Origin of the sequence: uncultured Chitinophaga sp. (assembly GCF_902168175.1) — a bacterium.
Lineage (GTDB): Bacteria > Bacteroidota > Bacteroidia > Chitinophagales > Chitinophagaceae > Chitinophaga.
On sequence record NZ_CABHOU010000025.1, the window covers coordinates 584,197 to 609,014 of the forward strand.

The 24,818-nt window shown below is 45.3% G+C and carries 29 protein-coding genes and 1 tRNA gene; 12 read left to right on the forward strand and 18 right to left on the reverse strand.

Features of this window, described 5'->3' with window-relative positions:
• The first annotated feature begins 38 nt into the window (after positions 1 to 38).
• Both QZT80_RS05945 and QZT80_RS05950 read left to right on the forward strand, forming a co-directional pair.
• Entirely contained in the window at positions 39 to 1,454 is a 1,416-nt protein-coding gene (locus tag QZT80_RS05945) for an aldehyde dehydrogenase family protein (protein ID WP_295119066.1), read from the forward strand.
• 58 nt (positions 1,455 to 1,512) lie between these two features.
• Positions 1,513 to 2,319 carry an AraC family transcriptional regulator gene (locus tag QZT80_RS05950; RefSeq protein WP_295119069.1) on the forward strand — a complete coding sequence of 269 codons (807 nt, stop codon included), beginning with the start codon at positions 1,513 to 1,515 and terminating at the stop codon, positions 2,317 to 2,319.
• Here the strand turns inward: QZT80_RS05950 and QZT80_RS05955 are convergent.
• Positions 2,309 to 3,748 carry an IPT/TIG domain-containing protein gene (locus QZT80_RS05955; protein ID WP_295119071.1) on the reverse strand — a complete coding sequence of 480 codons (1,440 nt, stop codon included), beginning with the start codon at positions 3,746 to 3,748 and terminating at the stop codon, positions 2,309 to 2,311. The genes QZT80_RS05950 and QZT80_RS05955 overlap by 11 nt on opposite strands.
• A 249-nt stretch (positions 3,749 to 3,997) precedes the next feature.
• Between QZT80_RS05955 and QZT80_RS05960 the strand changes: the two genes are divergently transcribed.
• Genes QZT80_RS05960 through QZT80_RS05970 form a run of 3 tightly spaced genes read left to right on the forward strand, consistent with a single transcriptional unit; the run spans position 3,998 to position 5,107 of the window.
• Entirely contained in the window at positions 3,998 to 4,330 is a 333-nt protein-coding gene (locus tag QZT80_RS05960) for a YegP family protein (RefSeq protein ID WP_295119074.1), read from the forward strand.
• A gap of 39 nt (positions 4,331 to 4,369) precedes the next feature.
• A complete protein-coding gene (locus tag QZT80_RS05965; protein ID WP_295119076.1) occupies positions 4,370 to 4,744 on the forward strand; it encodes a hypothetical protein in 375 nt (124 codons plus the stop codon).
• Positions 4,745 to 4,756: 12 nt separating this feature from the next.
• Complete coding sequence (locus tag QZT80_RS05970; RefSeq protein WP_295119079.1) at positions 4,757 to 5,107, forward strand: DUF4180 domain-containing protein; 351 nt, start codon at positions 4,757 to 4,759, stop codon at positions 5,105 to 5,107.
• Here the strand turns inward: QZT80_RS05970 and QZT80_RS05975 are convergent.
• The 10 genes from QZT80_RS05975 to QZT80_RS06020 all read right to left on the reverse strand — a co-directional run bounded on the left by QZT80_RS05975 (position 5,104) and on the right by QZT80_RS06020 (position 13,277).
• Positions 5,104 to 5,382, reverse strand: a complete 279-nt coding sequence (locus QZT80_RS05975; RefSeq protein ID WP_295119082.1) for a hypothetical protein — start codon at positions 5,380 to 5,382, stop codon at positions 5,104 to 5,106. The genes QZT80_RS05970 and QZT80_RS05975 overlap by 4 nt on opposite strands.
• Positions 5,383 to 5,838: 456 nt before the next feature.
• Positions 5,839 to 6,501 carry a peroxiredoxin gene (locus tag QZT80_RS05980; protein WP_295119085.1) on the reverse strand — a complete coding sequence of 221 codons (663 nt, stop codon included), beginning with the start codon at positions 6,499 to 6,501 and terminating at the stop codon, positions 5,839 to 5,841.
• A gap of 98 nt (positions 6,502 to 6,599) precedes the next feature.
• Positions 6,600 to 7,244, reverse strand: a complete 645-nt coding sequence (locus QZT80_RS05985; RefSeq protein ID WP_295119087.1) for a Crp/Fnr family transcriptional regulator — start codon at positions 7,242 to 7,244, stop codon at positions 6,600 to 6,602.
• A 213-nt stretch (positions 7,245 to 7,457) separates the two neighbouring features.
• Positions 7,458 to 8,216, reverse strand: coding sequence for a hypothetical protein (locus QZT80_RS05990; RefSeq protein WP_295119089.1), 759 nt, complete (start codon positions 8,214 to 8,216; stop codon positions 7,458 to 7,460).
• 29 nt (positions 8,217 to 8,245) lie between these two features.
• Positions 8,246 to 9,145 carry a hypothetical protein gene (locus QZT80_RS05995; RefSeq protein ID WP_295119091.1) on the reverse strand — a complete coding sequence of 300 codons (900 nt, stop codon included), beginning with the start codon at positions 9,143 to 9,145 and terminating at the stop codon, positions 8,246 to 8,248.
• Positions 9,145 to 10,380 carry a hypothetical protein gene (locus tag QZT80_RS06000; RefSeq protein WP_295119094.1) on the reverse strand — a complete coding sequence of 412 codons (1,236 nt, stop codon included), beginning with the start codon at positions 10,378 to 10,380 and terminating at the stop codon, positions 9,145 to 9,147. The genes QZT80_RS05995 and QZT80_RS06000 overlap by 1 nt, the downstream gene beginning before the upstream one ends.
• Positions 10,381 to 10,383: 3 nt before the next feature.
• Positions 10,384 to 10,788, reverse strand: coding sequence for a hypothetical protein (locus tag QZT80_RS06005; protein ID WP_295119097.1), 405 nt, complete (start codon positions 10,786 to 10,788; stop codon positions 10,384 to 10,386).
• A gap of 87 nt (positions 10,789 to 10,875) precedes the next feature.
• Positions 10,876 to 11,202: a YegP family protein gene (locus QZT80_RS06010; protein WP_295119100.1), complete on the reverse strand. Its 327-nt coding sequence runs from the start codon at positions 11,200 to 11,202 to the stop codon at positions 10,876 to 10,878.
• 18 nt (positions 11,203 to 11,220) lie between these two features.
• Positions 11,221 to 12,315 (reverse strand): SUMF1/EgtB/PvdO family nonheme iron enzyme, encoded by a 1,095-nt coding sequence (locus QZT80_RS06015; RefSeq protein ID WP_295119103.1) that lies wholly within the window; start codon positions 12,313 to 12,315, stop codon positions 11,221 to 11,223.
• A 20-nt stretch (positions 12,316 to 12,335) separates the two neighbouring features.
• On the reverse strand, positions 12,336 to 13,277 hold the full coding sequence (locus QZT80_RS06020) for a caspase family protein (protein WP_295119106.1): 942 nt from the start codon (positions 13,275 to 13,277) through the stop codon (positions 12,336 to 12,338).
• Between the two features lie 247 nt (positions 13,278 to 13,524).
• Here QZT80_RS06020 and QZT80_RS06025 point away from each other — a divergent pair, with 247 nt between their 5' ends.
• The 5 genes from QZT80_RS06025 (at position 13,525) to QZT80_RS06045 (ending at position 16,682) form a co-directional block, all read left to right on the forward strand.
• A complete protein-coding gene (locus QZT80_RS06025; RefSeq protein ID WP_295119109.1) occupies positions 13,525 to 14,031 on the forward strand; it encodes a hypothetical protein in 507 nt (168 codons plus the stop codon).
• Positions 14,032 to 14,167: 136 nt separating this feature from the next.
• Positions 14,168 to 14,743 carry a hypothetical protein gene (locus QZT80_RS06030; protein WP_295119112.1) on the forward strand — a complete coding sequence of 192 codons (576 nt, stop codon included), beginning with the start codon at positions 14,168 to 14,170 and terminating at the stop codon, positions 14,741 to 14,743.
• Positions 14,713 to 15,534 carry an ATP-binding protein gene (locus QZT80_RS06035; protein WP_295119114.1) on the forward strand — a complete coding sequence of 274 codons (822 nt, stop codon included), beginning with the start codon at positions 14,713 to 14,715 and terminating at the stop codon, positions 15,532 to 15,534. Before QZT80_RS06030 ends, QZT80_RS06035 begins: the two co-directional genes overlap by 31 nt.
• Entirely contained in the window at positions 15,531 to 16,199 is a 669-nt protein-coding gene (locus tag QZT80_RS06040; RefSeq protein WP_295119117.1) for a response regulator transcription factor, read from the forward strand. The genes QZT80_RS06035 and QZT80_RS06040 overlap by 4 nt, the downstream gene beginning before the upstream one ends.
• 69 nt (positions 16,200 to 16,268) lie before the next feature.
• On the forward strand, positions 16,269 to 16,682 hold the full coding sequence (locus tag QZT80_RS06045) for an ADP-ribosylation/crystallin J1 (RefSeq protein WP_295119119.1): 414 nt from the start codon (positions 16,269 to 16,271) through the stop codon (positions 16,680 to 16,682).
• 91 nt (positions 16,683 to 16,773) lie between these two features.
• On the opposite strand, the gene QZT80_RS06050 is transcribed toward QZT80_RS06045, so the two are convergent.
• Positions 16,774 to 16,847: transfer RNA gene (locus tag QZT80_RS06050), tRNA-Met, on the reverse strand.
• Between the two features lie 66 nt (positions 16,848 to 16,913).
• Complete coding sequence (locus tag QZT80_RS06055; protein ID WP_295119122.1) at positions 16,914 to 19,019, reverse strand: thiamine pyrophosphate-dependent enzyme; 2,106 nt, start codon at positions 19,017 to 19,019, stop codon at positions 16,914 to 16,916.
• Positions 19,020 to 19,096: 77 nt separating this feature from the next.
• On the opposite strand from QZT80_RS06055, the gene QZT80_RS06060 reads away from it, so the two are divergent.
• Complete coding sequence (locus QZT80_RS06060; protein ID WP_295119125.1) at positions 19,097 to 19,534, forward strand: MarR family transcriptional regulator; 438 nt, start codon at positions 19,097 to 19,099, stop codon at positions 19,532 to 19,534.
• 60 nt (positions 19,535 to 19,594) lie between these two features.
• On the opposite strand, the gene QZT80_RS06065 is transcribed toward QZT80_RS06060, so the two are convergent.
• The 4 genes from QZT80_RS06065 to QZT80_RS06080 form a co-directional block, all read right to left on the reverse strand.
• Positions 19,595 to 20,206: a fumarylacetoacetate hydrolase family protein gene (locus QZT80_RS06065; protein ID WP_295119128.1), complete on the reverse strand. Its 612-nt coding sequence runs from the start codon at positions 20,204 to 20,206 to the stop codon at positions 19,595 to 19,597.
• Positions 20,207 to 20,405: 199 nt separating this feature from the next.
• Positions 20,406 to 20,975, reverse strand: coding sequence for an aminoacyl-tRNA hydrolase (gene pth, locus QZT80_RS06070; protein WP_295119131.1), 570 nt, complete (start codon positions 20,973 to 20,975; stop codon positions 20,406 to 20,408).
• An 84-nt stretch (positions 20,976 to 21,059) separates the two neighbouring features.
• On the reverse strand, positions 21,060 to 21,650 hold the full coding sequence (locus tag QZT80_RS06075) for a 50S ribosomal protein L25 (protein WP_295119134.1): 591 nt from the start codon (positions 21,648 to 21,650) through the stop codon (positions 21,060 to 21,062).
• A 42-nt stretch (positions 21,651 to 21,692) separates the two neighbouring features.
• Positions 21,693 to 22,640, reverse strand: coding sequence for a ribose-phosphate pyrophosphokinase (locus tag QZT80_RS06080; protein ID WP_295119137.1), 948 nt, complete (start codon positions 22,638 to 22,640; stop codon positions 21,693 to 21,695).
• Positions 22,641 to 22,780: 140 nt separating this feature from the next.
• Here QZT80_RS06080 and radC point away from each other — a divergent pair, with 140 nt between their 5' ends.
• Positions 22,781 to 23,500 carry a DNA repair protein RadC gene (gene radC, locus QZT80_RS06085; protein ID WP_295119139.1) on the forward strand — a complete coding sequence of 240 codons (720 nt, stop codon included), beginning with the start codon at positions 22,781 to 22,783 and terminating at the stop codon, positions 23,498 to 23,500.
• A gap of 159 nt (positions 23,501 to 23,659) precedes the next feature.
• Here the strand turns inward: radC and QZT80_RS06090 are convergent, their stop codons facing one another.
• Positions 23,660 to 24,643 (reverse strand): Gfo/Idh/MocA family oxidoreductase, encoded by a 984-nt coding sequence (locus tag QZT80_RS06090; RefSeq protein WP_295119141.1) that lies wholly within the window; start codon positions 24,641 to 24,643, stop codon positions 23,660 to 23,662.
• Between the last annotated feature and the right edge of the window lie 175 nt (positions 24,644 to 24,818).

Below are 24,818 nucleotides of genomic sequence, written 5' to 3' on the forward strand. Positions count from 1 at the left end.
CCAACCTACCTTTGTTGTACAAACAAAAAAATAAACACATGAAAACGATAGATAAGATTTACATCAATGGTGCCTTCATTACACCACAGGGTACCGACACATTTGAACTCATCAGCCCAACTACCAATATGGTTATTGGCAAAGTGCGGCTGGGAAATGAAGAAGACACCCGTAATGCGATTGCTGCCGCGAAAGCTGCCCTGCCTGCCTTTTCAAAAACAAGTAAAGAAGAACGCATCCAGTACCTGCGCCAGTTACAGGAGGCGGTAGCGAAGAAAAAAGAGGAAATGATCAAGGTGATGATAGCGGAATATGGCGGAACGTTACAGTTCAGCCGCATCAGCATCCAGTTTGCCATTGGCAACTTTTCAGAAGCCATCAAAACATTGCAGGACTTCGAGTTCGAGAGAATAGTTGGCAGTTCTAAAGTAAGGCTGGAGCCGGTTGGCGTGGCGGGAGTAATTACCCCCTGGAACGCAAACATCGGCTTTATTACCGGAAAACTGGCCACGGCCATTGCAGCAGGTGTAACCACTGTTATTAAACCGAGTGAAATGAGTGCCCTGCAAACACAGGTGCTGCTGGAAGCTTTACACGAAGCGGGTTTGCCTGCCGGCGTATTTAATATTGTAAATGGACTGGGCCACGTAGTAGGTGCCGAACTTACGCGCCATCCCGATATTGCAAAAATATCTTTCACCGGCTCAACGGTAACCGGCAAAACCATCGCCCGCGGTGCGGTGGATACCATGAAACGTGTTACGCTGGAGCTGGGCGGCAAATCGCCCAATATATTGTTGGACGATGCTGACCTGACGAAGGCTATTCCGTTAGCGGTGGCAGCAGCTTATACCAATAGTGGCCAGGCCTGCATAGCAGCCACCCGACTACTGGTGCCGGAAAAGCTGCTGAACGAAGTTAAAACACTGGTAAAAACAACCGTGGAGCAGCTGAAAGTGGGCGATCCTGCACAGGAAGACACCGTGGTTGGGCCTATGGTGAGTAAAAAGCAATGGGAAAGAGTACAGTCATATATTAAACTTGGATTGGAAGAAGGCGCAGAACTGCTTGTTGGTGGTGTTGGTCAGCCTGCGGGATTAGAAGCCGGCAACTTTGTAAAACCTACCGTGTTCGTGAACGTTCGTAATGATATGCGCATTGCCAGGGAAGAAATTTTCGGACCAGTGTTATCCATCATCAGTTATAAAAATGAAGAAGAAGCACTACAAATAGCCAATGATACCGATTACGGTCTTTCCGGTTACGTGAGTTCCGGCAGTGAGGAAAGGGCGTTAAAAATAGCAGCACAGATCAATGCAGGGCGGGTAATGGTGAATGGGTTTAAACATGATCCGCAGGCTCCGTTCGGCGGGTTTAAACAATCAGGCATTGGAAGGGAGTTCGGGGTTTACGGACTACAGACTTTCCTGGAGCCTAAAACCATACTGCTTTAAGTTTTATCTTTATAATAGCCGGAAGTGCCTTCCACGCTTCCGGCTTTAAATAATTGATATGAGTACAGAAAACAACCGCCCGGCCATTCAATATTCCTGCTACTTTTCGAGAAGCAGGGCCGGCGAGCAGTTTGTACCGGAACATGCGGTGAGTTATATATTATCGGGCAACATCGAAATAAACGATGGCGCCAGCAATTATGTTTTTAAAGAAGGCGACCTTTATTTTTGCCGCCGTAACAGCCTGGCCAAATTCACCAAACTTACCGGTGCCGGCGGCGAATTCCGTTCCATCTCCATCTTTTTTGACCAGGACGTACTACGCAGTTTTGCGCTGGAATATAATTATGGCCCCGGAAAAAATCTGCGGCCTCCCTCCTTTCTACCTATTGCCACCGATTCAGTATTGGGCAGTTACATGGAATCGTTAAAGGCTTATGAAGATGCGTTTAAAGGCCCGGGCGCAGAAAACCTGCTTGCAGTAAAGCGGAAAGAGGCGTTACTGCTACTTCTGCAAACCAGGCCTGAACTAAAAGATGTACTGTTCGACTTATCCGAGCCAGGCAAAATTGACATTGAAGCCTTTATGCAGCAACACTACCACTTTAATGTGGAGATCAAAAAGTTTGCATACCTCACCGGCCGCAGCCTGTCGACCTTTAAACGCGACTTCGAAAAAGTATTTCATGAAACGCCAAGCCGCTGGCTGGTGAGTAAACGTTTGCAGGAAGCCTATCATCTTATTAAAGACAAAGGCAAAATTGCATCCGACATTTATCTCGACCTTGGCTTCGAGGACCTGTCGCACTTTTCGTTCGCATTTAAGAAACAGTACGGCGTGGCACCATCGTTGCTTACGGCTTAAAGCGGAATTCGAATAACCTTCCGCTGCCCGTCCAGCCATAAGGTACGCCATCTACCACCTGCACAAAAGAGATTACCGTTGCCCCAGGCTTATCGAGTGCTACGCGCCAGGTGCCTCCATTAGCGTCAGGTGTATACTCCCACACCTTCGTGCTTACGACAAAGTAGGCTTTCCCATTTAATGCGAATGCTGGTGTGGAAAGGCCCACCAGTTGTTCGGGCATATCGGTCACACGTACGAACAAATTGGGGGCGGTGAAGCGGAACATCGCCTGGCGGAAACCGTTCAAATCCATCAGCGCGCGGCCTATATAAGCATTATCGCCAATTACCACCGCATTTGCGTGAGATATTTCGCGAAAATCGCCTGTGAGCGCCTCGTCCCAGGCACCGTTACCCGCAGTATTGAATTTATACAGCTTTTTGTTTACGCCACCGAAGCCCGTGTACAAAGTACTATTGAGTACAAACGAAAGCGAGAATGTAGTAGCGGTGGGCAGGTCGGGCAAAGTTTCCGCCGTATTGTTATCCGGGTTATAACGCCACCATTTGCCAGTAACATCATTAGCCAGGGCCGAACCGATGTATACCTTGTTATTGAATACAGATGCCGTGGCATTTGTTTGCTCTGGTCCTAACATGCCATCGGGAAGAAAATCGAACACCCATTGTGGGTTGGCTGATCTGGGATCGCAAGTCATGAAACCAGCCTTGGTTTCGTTGATAGTAAGTTTGGTGAAGCCCCAGTACAACTTATTATTATAGGCGAAAGACGACCCGTTAATAAAAATAGCTGCAGGCGCTGCGTTAATCGTTTTTTCGATCCATTCGGCCACCGGCCCGGCAGAACTTACCGTAAATGATTCGGCCGATTGCAATACACTATTATCTACCTGTACAAAGATCTTGTACGTATTAATATTGGTGAACGAGGGCGTTTTGAACTTTATTTCGGTATCGCTGTGGCTGACGAGCGGCATTGTACGGTTATCCACCTTCACGACAGGATCGTTGCCAAAGCCGGTGCCCGTTATCGTAACCACTGTGCCATATGGCCCCGTTAAGGGCGCAAAGCCGGTTAGTTTGGGGCCTGGTATATCTACCGTAAAATCAGTGGCAGAAGTGCCGGTTTGTTGCCCCACCGTCACCTTTAATTTCCCAGTTGTAGCACCTGCAGGTACTTTCACTTTTAGTTGCGTGGCGCTATAGGTGATTACATTGGCTACCGTGGTGTTAAAGGTCACCCGGTTACCGTTTTCCTTAGTGCTGAAGTTTTTACCGGTGATGGTTACTTCGGCATCAGGCAGACCGTGATCGGGTGTAAAGCTGGTAATTTCCGGAACAAGAACGGGTTGTTCGTTGCGTGGCTTATCGTCTTTTTTACACGCGATGGCACACACCATAAGTAGGCTTGTGATAATCTTTCTCATTGTTAGCATGGTTTTTTGGGGTGCTTCCGGGGATTTCTCTGGCATCAATTTGCAACCGTAAAACTACTTATAAGCGAAAGCAAATAGGCCCACTAAACTACCAATTGCTATAATTCATTTATGAAATGCTGCCTAGCAGACCTGAAATGAAATTGCCAATTGATGGTAACTGCCGCCCGGAACTACAGCCCTTTATTGCCTGATAATCAGAAATAATCGGTAAATTCCATCTACCAAAAACAATTTCCTATGGGTACATTTGTTATCACCAAAAGCAATGCCGACGGCCAGTTCTACTTTGCGCTAAAAGCCGGTAACCAGGAAAAGATTTTAAGCAGCGAGGGTTATACCACCAAGGCCTCCTGCATAAGCGGTACAGACGCTGTAAGGGTTAACGCCAAAGACTATAGCCGGTATGTGAAAGCAACCGCCAGTGACGGCCGCTATTACTTTACCCTCACGGCCGTCAACGGACAAACAATTGGTACCAGCCAAATGTATGAAGGTAGTTCGGGCAGGGAGACCGGCATTGCTTCTGTAAAAGCAAACGCCCCGGATGCTGCGGTCGACGATCAGGCTTAACAAACATATCCACATAGAACATTAATAAATACGCCTTACATGGAAACAAATAAGGGGGTTGAGGCTTTTTATGCCAAAAACCGCCAGCAATGGCGGAAGTGGCTCGAAAAGAACAGTCAGACCAAGGCCGAAGTATGCCTGATCATCTACAGAAAAGGAATGGACACACCGGGCGTTACTTACGATGAAGCCGTGGAAGAAGCCCTCTGCTTCGGCTGGATAGATTCGCTATACAACAAACGCGACGACGAAAGCGGTTATCAGCGGTTTTCTCCACGTAAACCAGCCAGTAGCTGGAGCAAATCAAACATAGAACGGGTGGAAAGGATGATCAGCGAAGGGTTGATGACAGAATATGGTGAGCGCATGATCGAAATCGCGAAACAGAACGGGAAATGGGACGCCGCAAAATAATTATATTAGCGCATGACATTTGAAACGCATCATACTGAAATAGCCGAAATCACTTCGCCCGGCATCGTCATTAATCATGTAGAAGACGCCATAGACGTGATAGGCAATCTGTCATATCAGGGCTTCGATAAAATTATTATACACGAACGAAACCTTTTGAGCCAGTTCTTTGATTTGAAAACAGGTTTGGCGGGTGAGGTGTTGCAGAAGTTTTCGAACTACCGGGTACGCCTGGTAATTGTTGGCGACTTTTCATTGTACACCAGCAAAAGCCTGAAGGATTTTATGTACGAAAGCAATAAGGGAAAGCAGGTGAACTTTGTGGGCAACACGGCAGAAGCACTGCACAGGCTCCAAGATTAAAAGTTTCTTATCGCCATAACAATCGTACAGATCAGCGTTATTACACCAATCATCAACAGCAGCCTGTTGCCGGATGCAGTTTGGATCAGGAAAAACAGGTTAAGCACTAATAAATATAACCCAACGCCTATCAGCGTATACATCTTAGTAAGATCGTAACCTCCTCCGCCAATACCGGAAGCCGCATCCAGCCGGTCCCTTATAAACATTACGTAAACCAGCAAGAGGATTGGCAGGGCCAGCAGAACAATTTTGATAATTTGGCTCGATTTCATTAAACGGAAGATAGTAAAATTTGATTGGATCCGAGGTGTTCGCAAACACCAGGTATACGCTTTTACGGAAATGAAATTTCCTATAAACAGGGCGGTACTGTGTGGAACCGCTGCCGGAAAATGATGCTGGTTATCCCGGGTACAACGAAGCTGGCGGCACATACATCGCTCATCCCACTAAAAAAAGAACCGGACCCTTTTCCCGGGTCCGGCCCTAACCGGTGAATTCGAAATATTTATCAGGCTGAAACCTTTTCTGATTGCCGACCGAACAATTTGTTGATCAAGAGCTGACTAGGGCAAAAACCCATTAACGTTGCCATTGTAAATCCCGCGGCAGGCAGGTATACCAGCCAGCTCACCACAGAAAAACCAGTGAAATAGATACCTGCCCAAACGAAGGCAGCCATAACACCGTACCATACGCGTAGTGGCATTGAAGCTTTCATAATCCGTTTATTTAGTGGGTTGAGGAATAATGCGGAGATAAGGCTTAACGGTTTTCCAGCCTTCCGGGTACTTCTCTTTAGCCTCTGCATCCAACACGGCCGGAACAATGATCACATCCTCACCATTCTGCCAGTTAACAGGGGTGGCTACTTTATGGGCAGCGGTTAACTGCATAGAGTCAAGCACACGCAGAATTTCGTTGAAATTCCGGCCGGTGGTCATCGGGTAAGTTAACTGTAATTTGATTTTTTTATCGGGCCCAATTACAAATACGGAACGTACTGTTTGATTGGTGGCGGCAGTTCTGCCTTCTGAGCTGCCTTCGTCCCCGGCGGGCAACATGTCATACAATTTTGCGATGGCCAGCGTGGGGTCGCCGATCATTGGGTAATTCACCGCAGCACCCTGGGTTTCTTCAATATCCTTTTCCCATTTCAGATGGCTATCTACAGGGTCTACACTCAGTCCGATAATTTTGCAGTTACGTTTCGTAAACTCCGGCTGAATGCGGGCCATATAGCCCAATTCGGTGGTACAAACAGGTGTAAAATCTTTAGGATGCGAAAAAAGCATCGCCCATCCATCACCAATCCATTCGTGAAAATTGATGGTGCCCTGGGTAGTGTCTGCAGTAAAGTCGGGTGCGGTGTTGTTTAATCTCAGGCTCATAATATCTGTAGTTTTTGTGTGTTTAAATTAACACTACAAATATCCGGCAGCCTGTTGCCAATTTCAGTAACAACGGTTACAAACGGTCGTAACAAATGTTACAAATCCTTCAGCAGCTTGATCTGTTTATTGTAAATGAGCAGTTTATTATCGTTCTCCAACTTCTTGAGCAGCCTGGAAATCACTACACGGTTAGTGCCCAGTTCATCGCCAATTTGCTGATGGGTAAGGTTAAGCACCGCAGATTTGGCGATAGCAGATTTATCTTTCAGATACTTAACAAGTCTTTCATCCAGCTTTTTAAAAGCCACCTCATCGATACACTTCACCATTTCCGTGAACCGGCTCATCATGTTAGACATCACGTATTTTTTCCAGGAAGGATACTTCGTCATCCATTCATCCATCGCCTCCTGGGGCACGCAAAGCAGCACACTATCTTCCTCTGCCACGCCTTTGATAACACTTGCCTGGGCGAGCATGCAGCAGTTAAAAGTCATCGCGCAGCTTTCGCCCGATTTCACGTAGTACAACAGGAGCTCCTGCCCCTCGTCGTTAATACGGCTCACCTTCACCGTACCGCTCACGATCAGTGGTATCGCCCTTATTGTTTGTCCCATATTGATCATCACGTCGCCACTTTTCACTTCCATGATCATTGATTTTGTTTCAAATTCTGCCAGCAGTGCGGGCTCAAAGAAATCTGAAAACGTATCTATATAGTTTACGGGTTGGGTAAGCATGTTAAATTATATTGAGTATGAAATAGGTTTTCAGGGAATACGGTTAATGGGAGGTGAATTTACGAAGTTATAGCGGAAATTCTAGGGGCCTTTATATCTTTAGCATATGGATAAGCAAATCACGCTTTTAATATCTGAAAAGATAGTCGGCGCCACTGTTGCTACGCCCTATATATAAAGATGGGCTGCCGCAACCCTGGCAGCCCGAATCAGTTAAGCTTTTTTCAATCTGAGCATCCCCCTAATCACATTTACTGCCTGCTCTGCTCCCGTTGGCCGTAGCTGTGCCTTTTCCCGTTCAGCAATGGTGTCCAGCGCAATCACCACTTTTATACTTTCGCCACTAGCCACCGACAAGCCAAATTCCTTTACATGAATGAGCTTTATCCCCTCCGGCAAATGATATTTCACGATAGCCTGCTGCGTGCTTACGGATACAATATCCTTATAATGGTACTCACTGGTTTTTTCATAAAGTGCCCCATTGCGCATAAAATTGTAATGGCAGATGTAGGCACCGGTAAGCTGTTCCTGCATATGAAAAATCGTTACCTGGTATATCGAAAAGCGGAGCATCTTGTCTTTACCCTTTCGAAACACCATTTCCTTCAGCGACACTCCCTCCAATTTCCAATATACAGGCGAGATGATGACAAGAGGCTCGCGTACTTCCTCTGTTCTATCCATCCCCAAACGTTCATACGATTGTTCAATAATTTTTTTTACATCTTCCTGCAACCAGTTATCCACTGTTTGGTCCGTTGGGGCATAGTGCCCTATTACTAACCAGTAAGCTAACGGGACACCCAAAAACAGCATCAGAAACAGAACGGAACCATCCATGCCTGCGGCGAATGAATTACTCAGCAGGCCGAAAAGTAGCAGCGACAACACCATTACTAACCCAAGCGCCCTCAGTCTGAAAGCATAAAAATACAAGAGCAACTTTATGGATCTATTTTGAGCATTCATATCAATAATGTTTTGTGACAAAAATTTTCTTATCCTTTCAAAAAACGTTCAACCTTCTGCATGGTCATTTCAGGTAAATCGCTGCTAAGTACCTTAAACCTCGCCACCTTCATTTCACCAAACCATTTTTCCATCACCTTTCGGATCACATCTTCATCATTTTTATTCCTGGCAGATGGGGAAACCTCCAGCACAAGCACCTCCAGTTGCTGCAAATCTGCCCGTGTACTAATCAGGCCAAAATCCTGCTTGTCCATTTCCGCAGCCCAGCTCTGATTATTCCGCAATTTGTATTTATCAAAGAGATCAGGCAGAAGATAGGCATAACGATTGGCGGTTACATCCCTGGAGTCCTGGTGGTAGATATAACCGTCAGTGAAAACAACGATGAGGTTACGGTATGCCTCATCTTCATCTACAGCAATCTCCTTAACATCATTCTTGAAAAAGCGCCAGATGTCGGATCCGGGCCAAACAGCCTGGCGGACAGCGGTACGATAAATACTACTGATGTTTTCGGTAACCGTATGTCGAAGGTTGTCATAAATCACTTTCTTGCCTTTCGTATCCATTTTCGAAAGGTCTATATTCAGGTTCTTCACCGCCTGGTTAATACCGGCATCCGGTGGGTTGGGATGAAAAATGATCCGCATTTTTCCTTTCGCCATAAAACTGCCTTTTTTTTCCATCTGATCTAAAAAATACTTGGTGAAGTAACTGATCAGGATACTATCGCGGTCGATATGTGCTGGTACCGCGGAGTTCAGCTTCGGATCAATCCTATCGGAAAGGTCGAGGAGAATAGTGAGGTTTAGCTGTTTTTCAGTTTTAGACGCAGATGTGGGTGGTTTTTCGTCGGAAGTTTCGGGTGATGTCTGTCCGCAGCCAGCGCCTAATAGCCATAAGACTAAAAAAATAAAATGTTTCATTAGTTATAGATTTCGGGATAATTGTAAATAGCATCGCGTACAAATTGATGCACCGTTTCTGAGGCGGCATCCATCCTGTCGGGACCTCCACCATTCTCTTTCATCCATGCCAGCCAGCCGGCCATAAAAGCAAAAGCGATCTGTTCAAATTCCTTTGGAATGATGGTGCTGTGGATAGACTCATTCAGTTTTTTCACCCTGGTTTTGGTGATATCGATCTGGTGCGTCATCTTTTCTACTTCCAGGTTCAGCTCCAGGATTTCGGCCTGTAGGTCTATGATCGTTTTCTCTTTCTCACGCAGTGCCACCTTTACTTTATCGAGTTTCCCGAAAGCGGCGAGTACAAAATCGAGTACAAAGCCCCATATCAGGTATACGATGAAACCGGCAAAAATGATGATCCAGAAATTGATCGAACTGATGGCGAGGCGGATCGAGTATTCTGGCAGATTGGCGCCAAAGCTGTTACTAGACTTAATCTCGTAAATTTTCTCTGTGATATCATAAGCTAGAAATGCATCGAAAAGAAAGGTCACAACTACTAACATTGCGATCTTCAAATACCGGGAGTACCCCTTTCCCTCCTGCATTTTATGTATAAGGTATCCTAGTCCCAGGAACACGAAGGGGATGGTGAGGATCAGCACCAATTCCATCACCCCGTCCTTAAATGCTTTAGACAACGCCTGCGCATCGAAAATTGCATTTGCCACCCCAATCGCGCTCAGGGAGAATTCTTTAAAAAATGCAGAATAGGAAGCAGAACTATAAAAGGTAAAAAGGTAAACCGTTAAAAAAAGTAAAATGATCAAACCGATATAAAAGCTAGGTTTATCGCCAGAGTCGCCGATAATGTCCTGCGGATTTTTCCTGATGTGGGCTGCTTCTTCCTTACTGATTTCGATGCGCTGTTTCAAGGCGGGTACTTTTTCATCAACCACCATCCTGATCCTGTTCTCCCAGCGGGAAATATGTCCCTTCTGCTCTTCCAGCGACATTCTTATCGGCCGTTTCAGTTCTTCCTGTTTACCATGGTCATCTTTGATCTGGTCTTTAAAAGTGAAATACAATTTTTGGAGACATACTTTTAAACCCGCCAGGCTGCCTCCTAAAAGTCCGGCCTGCATATGCCCTTCTTCCTGCGGGTTACCTGGTTTGGATGGCCGTTTTGCCGCGGAAGTCGGCAAAAGTTCTTTAAGGGCGAAAAGCCCCTTGGTTATTTTCGTTAAACTCATAACTTAAAGATTATTTGATACAGTTAGCAGAATCGCTTCTTTAGGCGTTTTTTTGAAAGCCTCATCTAAGAGGTAATCGCAGATAGGGCCAACGTTCTGGTCTTCAAATCCGAAGCGGGAGCAGAATCGTTCCAGCGTTCCGCGCTCTTCAGGATCGAGGCGACCATCCGACCAGGCGATAAGACTAAGATCATAAAGACAATCTATCTTCTCCAACACTGACTGCGGAGGAAGAATGTCGACATTGCCAGATTGTAATAGCAATGCATCGATCTCTTCCCGGGTAATACCGCGATCCTGGCCAATGAGGTAGAGGGCCTCCAATTCCTTGAGGCCTATATCAGCATCAGAAAGTGCCATTTGATAAAGATGGAGAAAATGATTTTTCAACTCGGGAGTAAGCGCCATAAAAGCAATTTTTACGATCATTAATTAAAAAAAAACAGGAAATGGACGTAGGGATAATAAACGGACAGACCTGGATAACAACATCTATTAGCTCAAATCCAATATATTAGCGATTGGGGCATTCCGCTTAACAGCTTCAATACCTCGGTCCCGGCTGTATAAAGTTGCATAACTTTCGCTGCGGCCTATGACCAGGCCGTTTGCCGCACGCAGGTTAAAGCGGTAATTACCATCGGCATCCTTTCGCTCATAACGCTCGTCCAAAGGCGCGTTTCGTTTTACTGTTGCAATTCCATCACTGCAAGACTGGTTGGTAGAATATGTCTCGCTCGTTAATATGATCTCTCCGTTTGGAGCTTTTAGGTTGAAGCGAAACTGTGTAGTTTTTCTGATCTCAAATTTGGGATTGTTCATATTTATCTATTTTGAAGGTTAATTTTTACTTTTCCATACCACACGGAAACCTGTACTCTCCGATCTGCTATCTGGCTCCTGCTTACCGCGAAATTTAACATCAAGTCCGTTTACCGGCTTAACCGTGCTGGTATATGCGCCACCTCTCACCACTTTATAGGTTATTGTTCCCCCATACCAGTCTTCGCACCACTCTCCAACATTGCCCGTCATATCATACAAACCGAATTGGTTTGCTGATTTCCGTGCAACGTTATCGGGCTTTTTTCGGTTATAAACAGCGACTTTAGATGCGTTATTGCCCCCACTGTAATTTGTGTTGCCTCCCCCTGTGGCCGCATACTCCCATTCATGTTCTGAAGGTAATCGGCCACCCGACCATTTGCAGAAAGCATCCGCCTCATACCATGTTACATTTCTCACAGGTCCGCCTTCGCGGGAGGAATACGGTTGCGGCGGGAATGTAATTTTCTGGTTATCACAAAAAGCCCTGAATTGAGCAACTGTTACCTCAGTATTGCTGATGTAGAAAGAATCGATGCCGGAACTGTCCGTTGCAGGCATCACAATTAATACCTGTTCCAGCCGGCGAGCCGGGGTAATATCTGTTTGCGTATCCCTCCAAAAGAAAGATGCAATGAGGCCCGCTATTAATGCTACCGACAGCATTGCCCAAACAGATCTTCGTTCCGCTTTCTTTTGAGGAATGATTTTTCGCGCAAGCATATCGGCTATTTCCGCCGGGTTATTATCCCAGTTTACAGATACCAGGTGTTTGGAGATACCATCGACAGGGGTACTATCGAGGCGTAGCTGCAAAATATGTTGCCTGTTCCGTACCGGTTTCGCAATAGCCACCTGTCGTTCGATGTTCGACCAGTACTTTTGCACAAACACCCCGCTGGTAATCAATAACACAAACCTGGACCGCTTTCCATAGGCATCATTTGTGAGACTGATAATATGTTGTCCCCAACTTTCTGCCGCCCTTTCTTTATAATAATAGTAACGGATATTGCGTTTCTTAAGCTCCGTGGCTATTTGTTCTGCAACGTGCAAATCCTCCTCCGCAACAGAGATCGCAACATCGTACTTATAATAGCGTGCTATCATTAGGTGTTTTTTGGGGAAGACTAGATCCTGTTATTACTAAGGAGTTTCCAATAATAGATACCAAGCGGTGTTAACCGGCAACTTTTGTTTTTCATCGCAGCCCAATACATATACTCCTCTCCGACAGGTTCTACCAGGCCTATAAGCTGCAAACGCCGGAGCAACTTGAAAGTATTGATGTTTATTTCGTTGGGTTGTTCGGTCGTGTATTCATAGCTGGGATCTAAAGGAAACTCCGATTCCACCTTGGGGAAAACAGAGATCAGCTTACGCAGTTCCGGCAAAGGCACAACAGGCGTTACTTTACGCAGGCAAACCGATCTTACAATATTCGATTTAAAAACCGGGCGTTGCGCCCAACTACCCAACGCCTTCTCTATATAACTATAAATACTGCCCACACTAATATCGCCGGCAATATCGGCCGCCCCGCCCTTAAGTGCTTCCAGTAATAAACTGGTAAATACACCGTGCCCGCCTACCTCTATTGATGATTCAGTAATTCTGCTCGAGGCTAATACCACCACTCCTTTTTCCAGAAAAGCCGCCGTATTTTCTGATATTGCCGGGGTTCCCATTGCGCCTGAATGACAACAATCGAGGATCACGATCTTATGCCGCGCTTTTGACAAACTCACCATTTTTAGGACATCGTCCATTGAAATACCTTCGTCGTTCCGATTGAAATCAGGCGTCATGATATATCCCCCTGAATCCGTTACACAACCATGGCCCGAGAAATAAAAGAGGCTCATCTCGTCCTCGGCTTTAAATACATCCAATATCAGCGAGCGCAACGAACCCTTCGATTTAATATCTGTGCATAACATCACATCGAAATTCGGCGAGCCGTCCGCATTACTGTTCAGCAATTCGGCAACCTGGGTTGCGTCATTAACGCAGCCCATAAGCCTGGCGCTTCCTGGATAGTCGTTAATACCTACGACAAGTGCTTTCTTCATTAAAAACTGTTTAAGGTGAGGGGCCTGTTTTTCTGTTTACGCAACAAAGGTGAGAATGTATGAGGTAGGAAAAAACCTGTATCAGAGGGGGAAAAATCCCCTTTTTCGAAACGTACCGGATATTCCCCTTAAGCCAGGGGGGATTTTTCCTGTATTCAAAGTCAGGTGATTTTTGTAGTCAAAATCATCGATAGTTTCGCTTCGTTAAATTCATTTAAACCTCATTCTTTGAACAAAAAACTACATTATGCAACGTTATGTAACAGCCAAGCCCCTTCCCTTTTTCTATGTTGGAAAACAGGTGTCTAACGACAGGATTACCCGCTTTAAAAATCAAAAGCACACACTGTTGAGCCAGGCACTGGGCAAGTCCGACACCAGGTCGATCTGGTACTCCAAAGAACATTTTGTAAAGCTGTTGGAAGAAATCGAATTTGCCGGTGGCGATGGTGTCAGGATCTCAATGGGTATGTATGAAGAAGGGCACGAGTTTGCCGGACAATTATGCCTGTTATTTAACAGTACTCGCCCGGAAACCGTTGGGAATACACTTATTCATAGCACTGTTGTGCTGGAAAACGAACCGGACTTCGCTGAAAGGTCATCTTTGCCAAGGGAAATCATTCAATTTCCTGGCGATGGCACGACCACAGACATCCGGGACTTCAATTTGGGTTCCCCTTGTCCACCCCGCTGTGAGGACGATGGAGATGGTGACGATGACGGGGAAGGCGGAGATGGCGGAGGTAATTAGTAAATAACATTTTGTAAATTAGAAGATGCTGCATCACCTCCTGGGATATGAATATGCATATCTTCTTCCACTGTTGCTTAGCGCCATTTTTTGTCTGAAAATGTTCCGGCAAAAATGGCCTAAGCAATATCGGACTTTGGCCATACTTATCATTGTATCACTTGCAATAGAAGTTTTTGCCATTGCATGGAAATGGTATCTGTACGACATGTTCATTCCGGCTTATAAAAAGAGTAATCTTTGGATTTACAACGTGTTTGTTACTATCAGGCTTGCCATATTACTGGTGCTTTTTTTCCAGAGCATGGAGTCTAAAAAGATCAAAAAAGTAATATTACTTGGCGGGCCTCCAATAGTACTTTTCGGCCTTGTTAACTATATCAGTATACAGGGCCCTCACCAGTACAATACCTACAGTGTGATCTTCGCACATATTCCGATCATCGTTCTGTGTCTTTGCTACTTCAGGCAATTATTAGGGGCAGATAAGATACTTGAACTGCACAAAGAACCTATGGTATGGCTGGTGTTAGGCACTTTTGTTTACCATGTTGCATCGCTGCCGTTCCTCATTATGCTTAACTTTCTTAACATGAAAAGTTCGAACTTATCTATGCTTTTTCTCCCAATAAACGACACACTCAATCTCATAATGTGTTCTTCCTATCTAATTAGTTCAATATGCAACCCACAACAGACTCCACAGCGCTAACGATTATCGTATCTACCCTCACATTATTATCCCTTTGTATAGCGATTATATGTTTCCTTTTTCTCTACCAGCGAAAAAGGTTTCGACATCAACATGAGCTGATGGAAGTTCGGGAAGCCTACAATCAAGCGTTGTTTGAATCAAAATTCGCGATCCAGGAGCAAACCCTGGACCATATTTCGAAGGAACTGCATGCCAATTTCAGCCATCTCGTTTCACTTATCAATATTAATCTTTCCGAAATATTACCACAGATACCCGATAACCAAAGAGAGAACGTGATTGAAACAAAATCGCTGGCCAAGCAATTAATGAGCGATCTGAAGGCATTAAGCGCTAATCTGAACACAGACCATATTATTCATATCGGAGTTGGCAAGGCGCTTGAGAACGAACTAAACCGGCTTTCAAAAACAAAAAAATACAAGATAACCTTCATCGTTACCGGCGACGCATATAGATTATCAGCTGAACATGAAATAATACTCTTCCGACTCTGCCAGGAAGTGCTTAACAATGTGGTAAAGTATTCCAAAGCCTCTGCAGTTTCGGCCACTCTCGCCTTTTCCAACGATCACTTTTCATTGACTATTTCCGACAATGGAATTGGCTTTAATGTAGAACGTGCATTGAATCAAAGTGGAGATAAGCAGAGTACAGGTTTATTGAATATGCAGAAACGGGCCTCCCTGATAAATGCAAAATTCAGCATCCTTAGCCAGGTAGGAAAAGGTACGTTGGTGACCATTGATACCCCTAACCCGGAAATACAAAAAACATCCATTTTATGAGAACAGGCAACACAAAGCTAAATATTGCAGTAGTCGATGATCATAACTTATTTCGTAAGGGGTTGATCAAACTAATTATGTTGGGAGATACTAAAAACAAATACAACATTTTATTTGAAGCGGAAAATGGCATCGACCTCCAAGGAAAAATGATGCAACCCCCATTTCCCCATATTATTTTGATGGACATTGACATGCCCGATGCCGATGGATTTGAGGCGGTGGAATGGTTACAACGCACCCACCCCGACATCAAAGTACTGGTAATCTCTATGGTGGAGGCCGAAGCATCCATTTTGCGGATGCTCCGGCTTGGCGTAAAGGGCTATCTTTCAAAAGATATTGAAGTAGAAGATATGCATATGGCGTTGGAAGCAATTGCCAACAATGGGTTTTATTATTCAGATGTAGCGGCAGAAATACTAAATCAAAATTTAAGTAAATCCGGTAAAACGGAAAGCACTTCTATATATCTATCTGAAAATGAGCGTGAGTTCCTAAAGCTTGCTACCACAGACATGACCTATCAGCAAATAGCCGACAAAATGCACTTAAGCTTTAAAACAATTGACGGTTACAGAGAGGATTTGTTTAAGCGCCTGCATGTGAAAAACAGAGTAACGCTGGCACTTTATGCGGTGAAGCATGGTATTGTTACGTTGTGATGGAGGAGTGGGATGAGGTTAGCTTATGCTGTACTTATTGATATCCTTTGTACATTTAGATTATCTATTATGAAAACAGTCACCTTATACCGCCCCATAGGATTACAAGAGTTTTTACTAATTGCGAATGCTAAATTTAAAGCCTTCCCTCCAAGGCTATCCTGGCAACCGATCTTTTACCCGGTATTAAATCAACAATATGCTGAGCAAATTGCCTTTGAATGGAATACGAAAGATAGCGGCTCCGGCTATTGTGGTATCATCACACGTTTCATCATCAGCGAGTCATTATACCAGAAATATGAAGTGCAGAACGTAGGTGGCGATATTCACAATGAATTATGGGTACCGGCTGAGGAGTTGGATGCTTTCAACAATGATTTACAGGGGGATATAGAAATTCTTAAAACATTCCTGGGAGAAGAGTATGTTGCGCCGGCGGATTTAGTTTTGGCAAAGATGATAGCGGATCTGGCTCGATGATTAAGATGTAGATGGGATCCGTTCTGTAGCTTTTTTTACATTGCATTCAAAAACAAAAGGCTTCCAGAATATCTGAAAGCCTTTTACCGTGTAGCGAGATCGGGAGTTGAACCCGAGACCTTTGGGTTATGAATCCAACGCTCTAACCACCTGAGCTACCTCGCCATTTCCCCTTAAGGGAGTGCAAAGATAAAGGCAAAAATTTATAAATCAAAAGAGATTTTTGAAAAGTTAATAATTCAGTATCTCACGGATCAATGCTGTTACCTTTTCGGCGTTGGGTAACATCTGTTTTTCGAGCTCCATATTTAGTGGTACTGCCGGTAAATCCTGCGCGCCGAAGGTGTAAACGGGTGCGTCCAGTTGGCGGAAACAGATTTGCTGGATGCGGGCGGCCAGGGATTGAGCGAATGAGTTGTTGAGTTGCTCTTCTGTAAGTACCAGGCATTTCCCATGTTTCTTCACGGTTTCAAATACCAGCGCTTCGTCTAGTGGGAACAGTGTTCGGAGATCCACTATTTCTATACTGCCGGGAAAATGGGCGGCGGCGGCTTTGGCCCAATACACACCCATGCCGTAAGTAATGATGCACATTGAATTTCCATTCTGCATTTCCGCGGGCGAAGCTGCTAATACCACGTTTCCTTTCCCAAGAGGAATTATATAGTCTGCATCCGGCTCTATTGTCATAGCGTCCTGGGTGCCGGGGACTTTGCTCCAATAAAGACCCTTATGCTCCAGCATGATCACAGGGTTGGGATCGAGGAAGGCGGCTTTCATGAGACCTTTCATATCGGCCGCGTTGGAAGGATAAACGACTTTGATACCTTTGATGCTCAGCAGCGTTGTTTCCACGCAACCTGAGTGATAAGGGCCACCGCCGCCGTAGGCACCAATGGGCACGCGGATAAGGGTTTGCACGGGAAACTTGCCGGCGGTGAGGTAACAGGATTTGGACACTTCGCACACCAACTGGTTAAAACCCGGATAGATGTAATCTGCGAACTGTACCTCTACGATCGGCTTCGCCCCTACTGCGGATAGTCCTACGGTACTGCCTATAATATATGCTTCCTGGATGGCGGTGTTGTACACGCGCTGCGCGCCGAATTTGTCGCCAAGCGTAGCAGCTTCCCTGAATACGCCTCCTAAACGTGCGCCCACATCCTGTCCGTACAAGATAGCCTCCGGATACTGTTGCATAATTTCTTCTACTGCGTGAAGTGCCGCATCCACCATCACCACTTTCGCTGCCCCTGCTGGCTTACGAACTCCTTTTTCGGCTGTTACAGGTGTTGGAGCAAATACATGATCACGCACCGTACCTACGTCCGGATCGTCGGCGAGGCGGGCCATTTCAAATTGAGACGCAATATATTTAACTGTTTCTGCCTGAATATCGGCCAGTACACTTTCCTGTACATCCTTTTCCAGCAAACGGTGATAAAGCCGGCGGAAAGGGTCATTTTGGGCGTGTGAGGCAAGGTTGTCGGGGCTTCTGTACCATTCTTTACGAACGCCTGAAGTATGGTGGCCAAGTAATGGCACTTTTGCATGCACGAGTATCGGTTTTCGCTCGGCACGAACATATTCGATGGCGGTTTGCATGGCGTGGTAGCTTTCTTCGAAATCGCTGCCATCTACCCTTAACCTTTCCATTCCTTTGAAACCTGCTGCGTATTCATATGCGTCCATCGCGCGGGCTTCCGCTCCGGTTACAGAAATCCCCCAGTCATTATCCTGCACCAGGTAGATAACAGGCAATTGCTTCAATACGGCGAACTGCCACGCTTCGCTCACCTCTCCTTCTGTAACGCTGCCGTCTCCTAAGGAACATAATACCACAGGCCGCTCTTCTCCCACCATCAACCCACTATTTTCCAAATATTGGACCCCCTGTGCCATACCCGTAGCGGGAATTACCTGCATTCCTGTAGCACTGCTCTGGTGTGGGATCTGCGGTTTATCAGCCTGCCGACTCGACGGATGGCAATAATACGAACGGCCGGCGCTGAACGGATCGTCTTTTTTGGCGAGTAGTTGCAGCATGAGTTCGTAAGGGGTAAATCCCATAGCCAGCATCATACTATCGTCGCGGTAATATGGACTAACATAATCGCAGGGTTTCATTAAAAGCCCGACCGCTATCTGGATAGCTTCGTGGCCGCGGGAGGTAGAATGAACGTATTTACAAATAGTGCGGTTGGCCTCATACTTTTCTGTCATAGCCGAAGCCATGCACATAAGCCGGTAAGCGCGAAGTAATAAAGCCTTCTCGCGGTCGTGGCGGCGATGCGCCGCTTTCAAAGTTGGAGTGCTTATACTATCTTTAATCACTGTAAGACTGTTTTGGTGGAATCAGTAACAAAAAAATAGTTGTCTTAGCAACTATTGCTACTACAAACATAAGCAATATGCCCGATACTTTTGTCAGTAATCCATCTTTTTTTAAGCTGGATGCGACCCTGAAAAAGCTGCGTAACTATTGGCAGAAAACCTTCGATGATCAGAAAAAGGACATCACGGTAGACCAATGGCTGCTGCTGGAAAACATTTATAAGTTTAAACGAATTACGCACAATGAGCTTGCGCGCGAAGCGGCGAAGGATATTACCACGGTATCGCGGATCATTGAACTGCTTGTAAAAAAGGAGTTAGTGGAGAGAGAAGTATCGAAGGAAGACCGAAGGAAGGTGTTTCTTACGCTCACAGAAGCCGGGGTGAGCAAATACAAGGACGTGAGGCCAATTGTACTGGATATGCGTAAAATTGGATGGAAAGATCTTACTGAGGATGATTATAAAGAACTAACCAGGATACTGGATGCTATTTATGCAAATGTTCCGACCTGAGTAAAACGATAAAAAGGGAGAGAGCATTGTGCATGTTCTTCTCTCCCTTTCTACATGATGCTATTTGATCATAAATTCCAGCAAGCTGTCGTTTTCGATAAAAGCCTCAAGTTTATCGCCTATTTGTACTGGTCCAACACCTTCGGGCGTACCAGTAAAAATGAGATCTCCAATGTTGAGTGTAAAGAACCTTGAAATGTAAGCTACCAGTTGATCGAATGAGAAAAGGAGATCTTTCGTATTTCCTTGTTGTGCAATTTCCTTGTTTTTGTAAAGGCAGAAATTGATATCATTCTTTTCAGTGGTTTGCTCTAATGGAATAAATTTACCTACTACCGCCGAGTTGTCGAAGGCTTTGGCAATTTCCCAGGGGAGCCCCTTTGCTTTTTGTTTTTCCTGCAAATCGCGGGCTGTGAAATCAATACCTACAGATATAGCATCATAATACCGGGATGCGAATTTTTCCTGGATATGCTTCCCATTTTTGGAAACGCGTAAAACCAGTTCGCATTCAAAATGAAGATTGTCCGTAAACTCCGGATAGTAAAATGGATGGTTATTTTGCAATAAAGCATTCTTGGGTTTCATGAAAATCACGGGCTCGGATGGCACTTCGTTCTTTAATTCTTCTGCATGTTTGGCATAGTTTCTTCCAACGCAGATAATTTTCATAATGCGTATTTTGTAAGGTTAATAAAGCCTATGGTTAAATCCATAGTCCATCTTTAATGTACCATTCTGTGCGCTAAAACCCACCCTCGCTCAAAAGCGCGGACCGGATCATTATACTGTCAATGAAACATCTATCATGGTCTATAGTGGTTAAGGTTGGGGGAACCTTTAAGCATGAAATATACAATTTCCTCACGAATCAAAAAGTGAGGTTATTGTAATTATTCATAGTTCGTTGTGTTCCAAGGGCTGCAAAGCTCTCAATGATTTCGCAGCTCTTATCTATTTTCTGTAAAACGAGTGGCATTTCATCATTTTTCCACTTTCCCAACACAAAATCTACCTGGCGTCCTTTGGGATAATTATTGCCGATACCAAACCTCAGCCTGGGGTATTGATTGGTGCCCAATACTTCCTGAATACTTTTGAGGCCATTGTGTCCGGCGTCGCTACCACCGGGGCGAATACGTATTGCTTCGAGGGGCAGGGCCAGATCGTCCACAATCACAAAAATGTTCTCTACAGGAATCTTCTCCTTGTCCATCCAGTATTTAACTGCTTTCCCGCTTAAGTTCATGTAGGTGGTAGGCTTAATAAGCAAAAACGTTTTGCCTTTCCATTTACATTCAGCGATATCGGCAAGCCTGTCCAGATTAAAAGAAACGCTGTGCTTACGGGCGAATGCATCTACCACATCGAAACCGATATTGTGACGAGTGTTCGCATACTCCATGCCAATGTTTCCTAATCCAACAATTAAATACTTCATAAACAGGTCTTCGTAATCTGCTATCAAAAATAAAAAGCCCGGCGAACAATATAGCCGGGCTTAAAATATAAATATTTTATCAATTTATTTTTTCTTGGTATCCTTATCAGCAGCCGCTTCTTCCTGACGCAGCTGACGGGTCATCACCACAGAAGCTACAGGGATACGGGGAGAGTTGAGGATTTCCACGTTCTCGAGTTTGATATCTTCAACACGGATGTTGGCGTTCAGTTCGAGGTTATCGATGCTAACTTCGATGTTTTCGCGGAGGTACTGAGGCGTAGTTTTCACTTTCACAGCAGCCATTTTAGTAACCAGTTTACCACCAGCTTTAACACCTGGAGACTGACCTACGAATTTCAGCGGCAGGGTAGCTACAATAGCTTTGCCTTCGATGAGTTCCAGGAAGTCGATGTGTGTCAGCTCGTCGGTAACGGTATCAAACTGCATATCCTTCAGGATACACTTGTAAGTTTTGCCGTCAACTTTGATTTCAGCGATCTGGAAATCAGCGGTGTAAACGAGTGGTTTGAAAGCGGTCGCCGGAGCTGCAACGCTCACGGTTTCTGCACCCCCGTAAATAACACAAGGCACTTGTCCCTCAGAACGAATCGCGCGGGTGGCTTTTTTGCCGTATTCGCTCCTGAGAGTTCCTTCGATGGTTATTGTTTTCATTGTTTAAACATTTATGTTTTAAAATAAATCCGTTGTTGATGATCAACCTTTCCGCTGACTGTGAACGAACAGGCTGGTGATCGATCTGTTTTCGTGCATGTTGCGGATGGCTACTGCGAAAAGTTCGGCAACACTGATCTGTTTGATCTTAGCGCACTCCTGTTTCAACGCGATGGTATCACATACCACCAGCTCGTCCAGCACAGAATTTTCGATATTTTCGTAAGCTTTACCACTTAATACCGGGTGCGTACAGAAAGCCCTGATGCTTCTTGCTCCTTTCTCCATCAGCAATGCTGCTGATTTTGTAAGCGTACCTGCTGTATCTATGATATCGTCTATTAACACAATATCTTTGCCTGTAACATCCCCTATAACCACCATGGAAGCGATTTCATTCGCCCTCTTACGGTGTTTGTCGCAGATTACCATTTCGGCGTTAAAGTAGGACGCTACCTCCCTAACCCTATTGGTACTACCCACGTCGGGGGACGCAAAGGTAAGATTTTCCAGCTTCAGATTCTCTATGTAGGGGATAAAAATCGCCGAACTATCCAGGTGATCTACCGGGATATCGAAGAAACCCTGGATTTGCGGAGCATGCAAGTCCATGGTAATCACCCTGTTAGCTCCAGCGGTCGTAAGCAGGTTGGCTACTAACTTAGAGCCAATTGCTACACGCGGTTTATCCTTCCTGTCTTGCCGGGCAAACCCAAAATAGGGAATTACGGCAGTGATATAGCCCGCAGAAGCACGCTTCGCAGCATCTATCATCATGAGCAGCTCCATCAGGTTATCTGTGGGAGCGTTTGTGCTCTGAACAAGAAAAACATAGTCTCCACGAATACTTTCGAGGAAAACCGGCTGAAATTCACCGTCGCTGAATTTCTGGATGTTAACTTTACCAAGACCGTTACCGTACCTGGCGGCAATCTTCGCGGCCAGAGCCGGATTGCTGTTTCCTGTGAAGATTTTGACAGATGGATTCATAATGGAAAAGAAGTTGCGAAATTATGACTTTTCAGGCCATCTCGCCCATTTTTTTTTTGAATACTAAATAAAGGGAGATAAGAAAGAGAAGAATTGCTAAATTTATTAGCAAATTGTATATTCGTGGAAATTTGGAGAAGATGAATGTTAACCTGAAAGAACAAAGGAATCAAGGCCAAACCGCACCCATCAAAGACTGGGCACCGAACGACCGGCCACGGGAAAAGCTGCTTACACAGGGGCCACAGGTGCTTAGCGATGCCGAACTGCTTGCTATTTTGCTTGGCACAGGATCGGCACAGAAATCTGCAGTAGATACAGGACGGGAGTTACTATTACAGGCAAAGAACAGCCTTCATGAACTAGGCAAACGCGATGTTCAGTCCCTAAAAGATGTGAAAGGCATCGGAGATGCCAAGGCTGTTACGATTGCTGCCGCCCTCGAGCTGGGCCGGCGGCGGGCGGGCGAACAAGGCGAAGAAACGCGGGCACTTACCTGTAGCAAAGATGCCGTAAAAATTCTACGGCCACTTATTGGCGACCGGCATACTGAACACTTGTATGTACTGTTTCTGAGTCGCAGCAATAAACTTTTACATCACGCCTGCATCAGTCACGGCGGTACAACCAGCGCTATAGTAGATCCCAAAGTGATTTTTGGGCAGGCCCTTCTATACAAGGCCGGCAAAATCATGCTGGGGCACAATCACCCGTCCGGCAACCTTACTCCTAGCCAGTCGGACCTGGTAGTTACCCGTAAAATAAAAGCTGCCGGGGAACTTCTTGAGATAGATTTACTGGATCATATCATACTTTCGGATGAGGGATATTATAGCTTCATGGAGCATGGGGATTTGTAGCGGACGCATATTTACGCGGGGGAATAGCTGGGGAATAATGCCCTTTTTGACCCAACCTGGAAGTTTTTAGTATCGTCGCCAGGCTGAAATGAGATATCTGCAAAACGAAAGAAACGGCATACCCAAGGGCCGCCGCTTCCTTTTATTTAACAGGAAGAACTAGTTTTCAGTCTGTCCTTTCCCGATCTTCTGTAAAATCTGGTGAGCAACTTCCAACGCCTGGAAACCGTCGATAACGTTTACCGGAACTGGCTTCTGCAGTAGTATACTATCCCGAAAAAGCTCCAGTTCCATCCTTATCGCGTTTACCTGCTTAATTTCAGGGTTCTGTATAGCGATCGTTTTGGGGCCGTCGTTGGTAGCGATATCGAGGGTAAACAAACCTTCGTCTGCGGGCGTTTTCAGTTTAATGATCTCTGTTTTCTTGTCCAGGAAGTCGATACCGATGTACGCATCTTTCTGGAAAAGACGCATTTTGCGCATTTTTTTAAGAGAAATGCGGCTGGAGGTCAGATTGGCTACGCAGCCATTGTGAAACTCGATACGAACGTTGGCGATGTCAGGCGTATCGCTCATTACCGCTACTCCGCTTGCAGAAATGCGGCTGATCGACGATTTAACGATACTCAGTACGATATCGATATCGTGGATCATCAGGTCGAGGATTACACTCACATCGGTACCACGGGGATTGAACTCGGCCAAACGGTGTACTTCAATGAACATCGGTTTAAGGTCGTACTCTTTCAGCGCAAGGAAGGCGGGATTAAACCGCTCCACGTGCCCTACCTGGAATTTGATATTGGCTTCTTCCACCAACTTCACGAGGGTTTTACCTTCGTCAATGGTGTTGGTCATCGGCTTTTCAACAAACACATGTTTGCCGTTGCGGATAGCGAGTTGGCACAGCTCAAAGTGGAGGGTGGTAGGAGCTACAATGTCAATTGCATCTACAGCCATAATCAGCTCTTCTGCACTCTCATACCTGCGCAGGGTTGGATAAAGTTCATGCACACCTGCGGCGTTAGCATCGCTGGGGTCATAGAAGCCCGCCACTTCCACATTTAACATCGTGGAAAGTTGCGAAAGATGAATTTTGCCTAAGTGCCCTACGCCAAACAAACCTATTTTGAGCGTTGTCATTGGATCAGTTTTGATAATATGCCTGGATACGATAAAATAATAGTTTGCAAAGTAATGGTGTTATTACTTAACAATAAAGAAAAATATTATACAGGAACATAATCCGGCAAAACCGGGTGGGTCGCTATAGAAACATGTTCTCTTAAAAGAGATCAAAATAGTTACATTTCCCAAT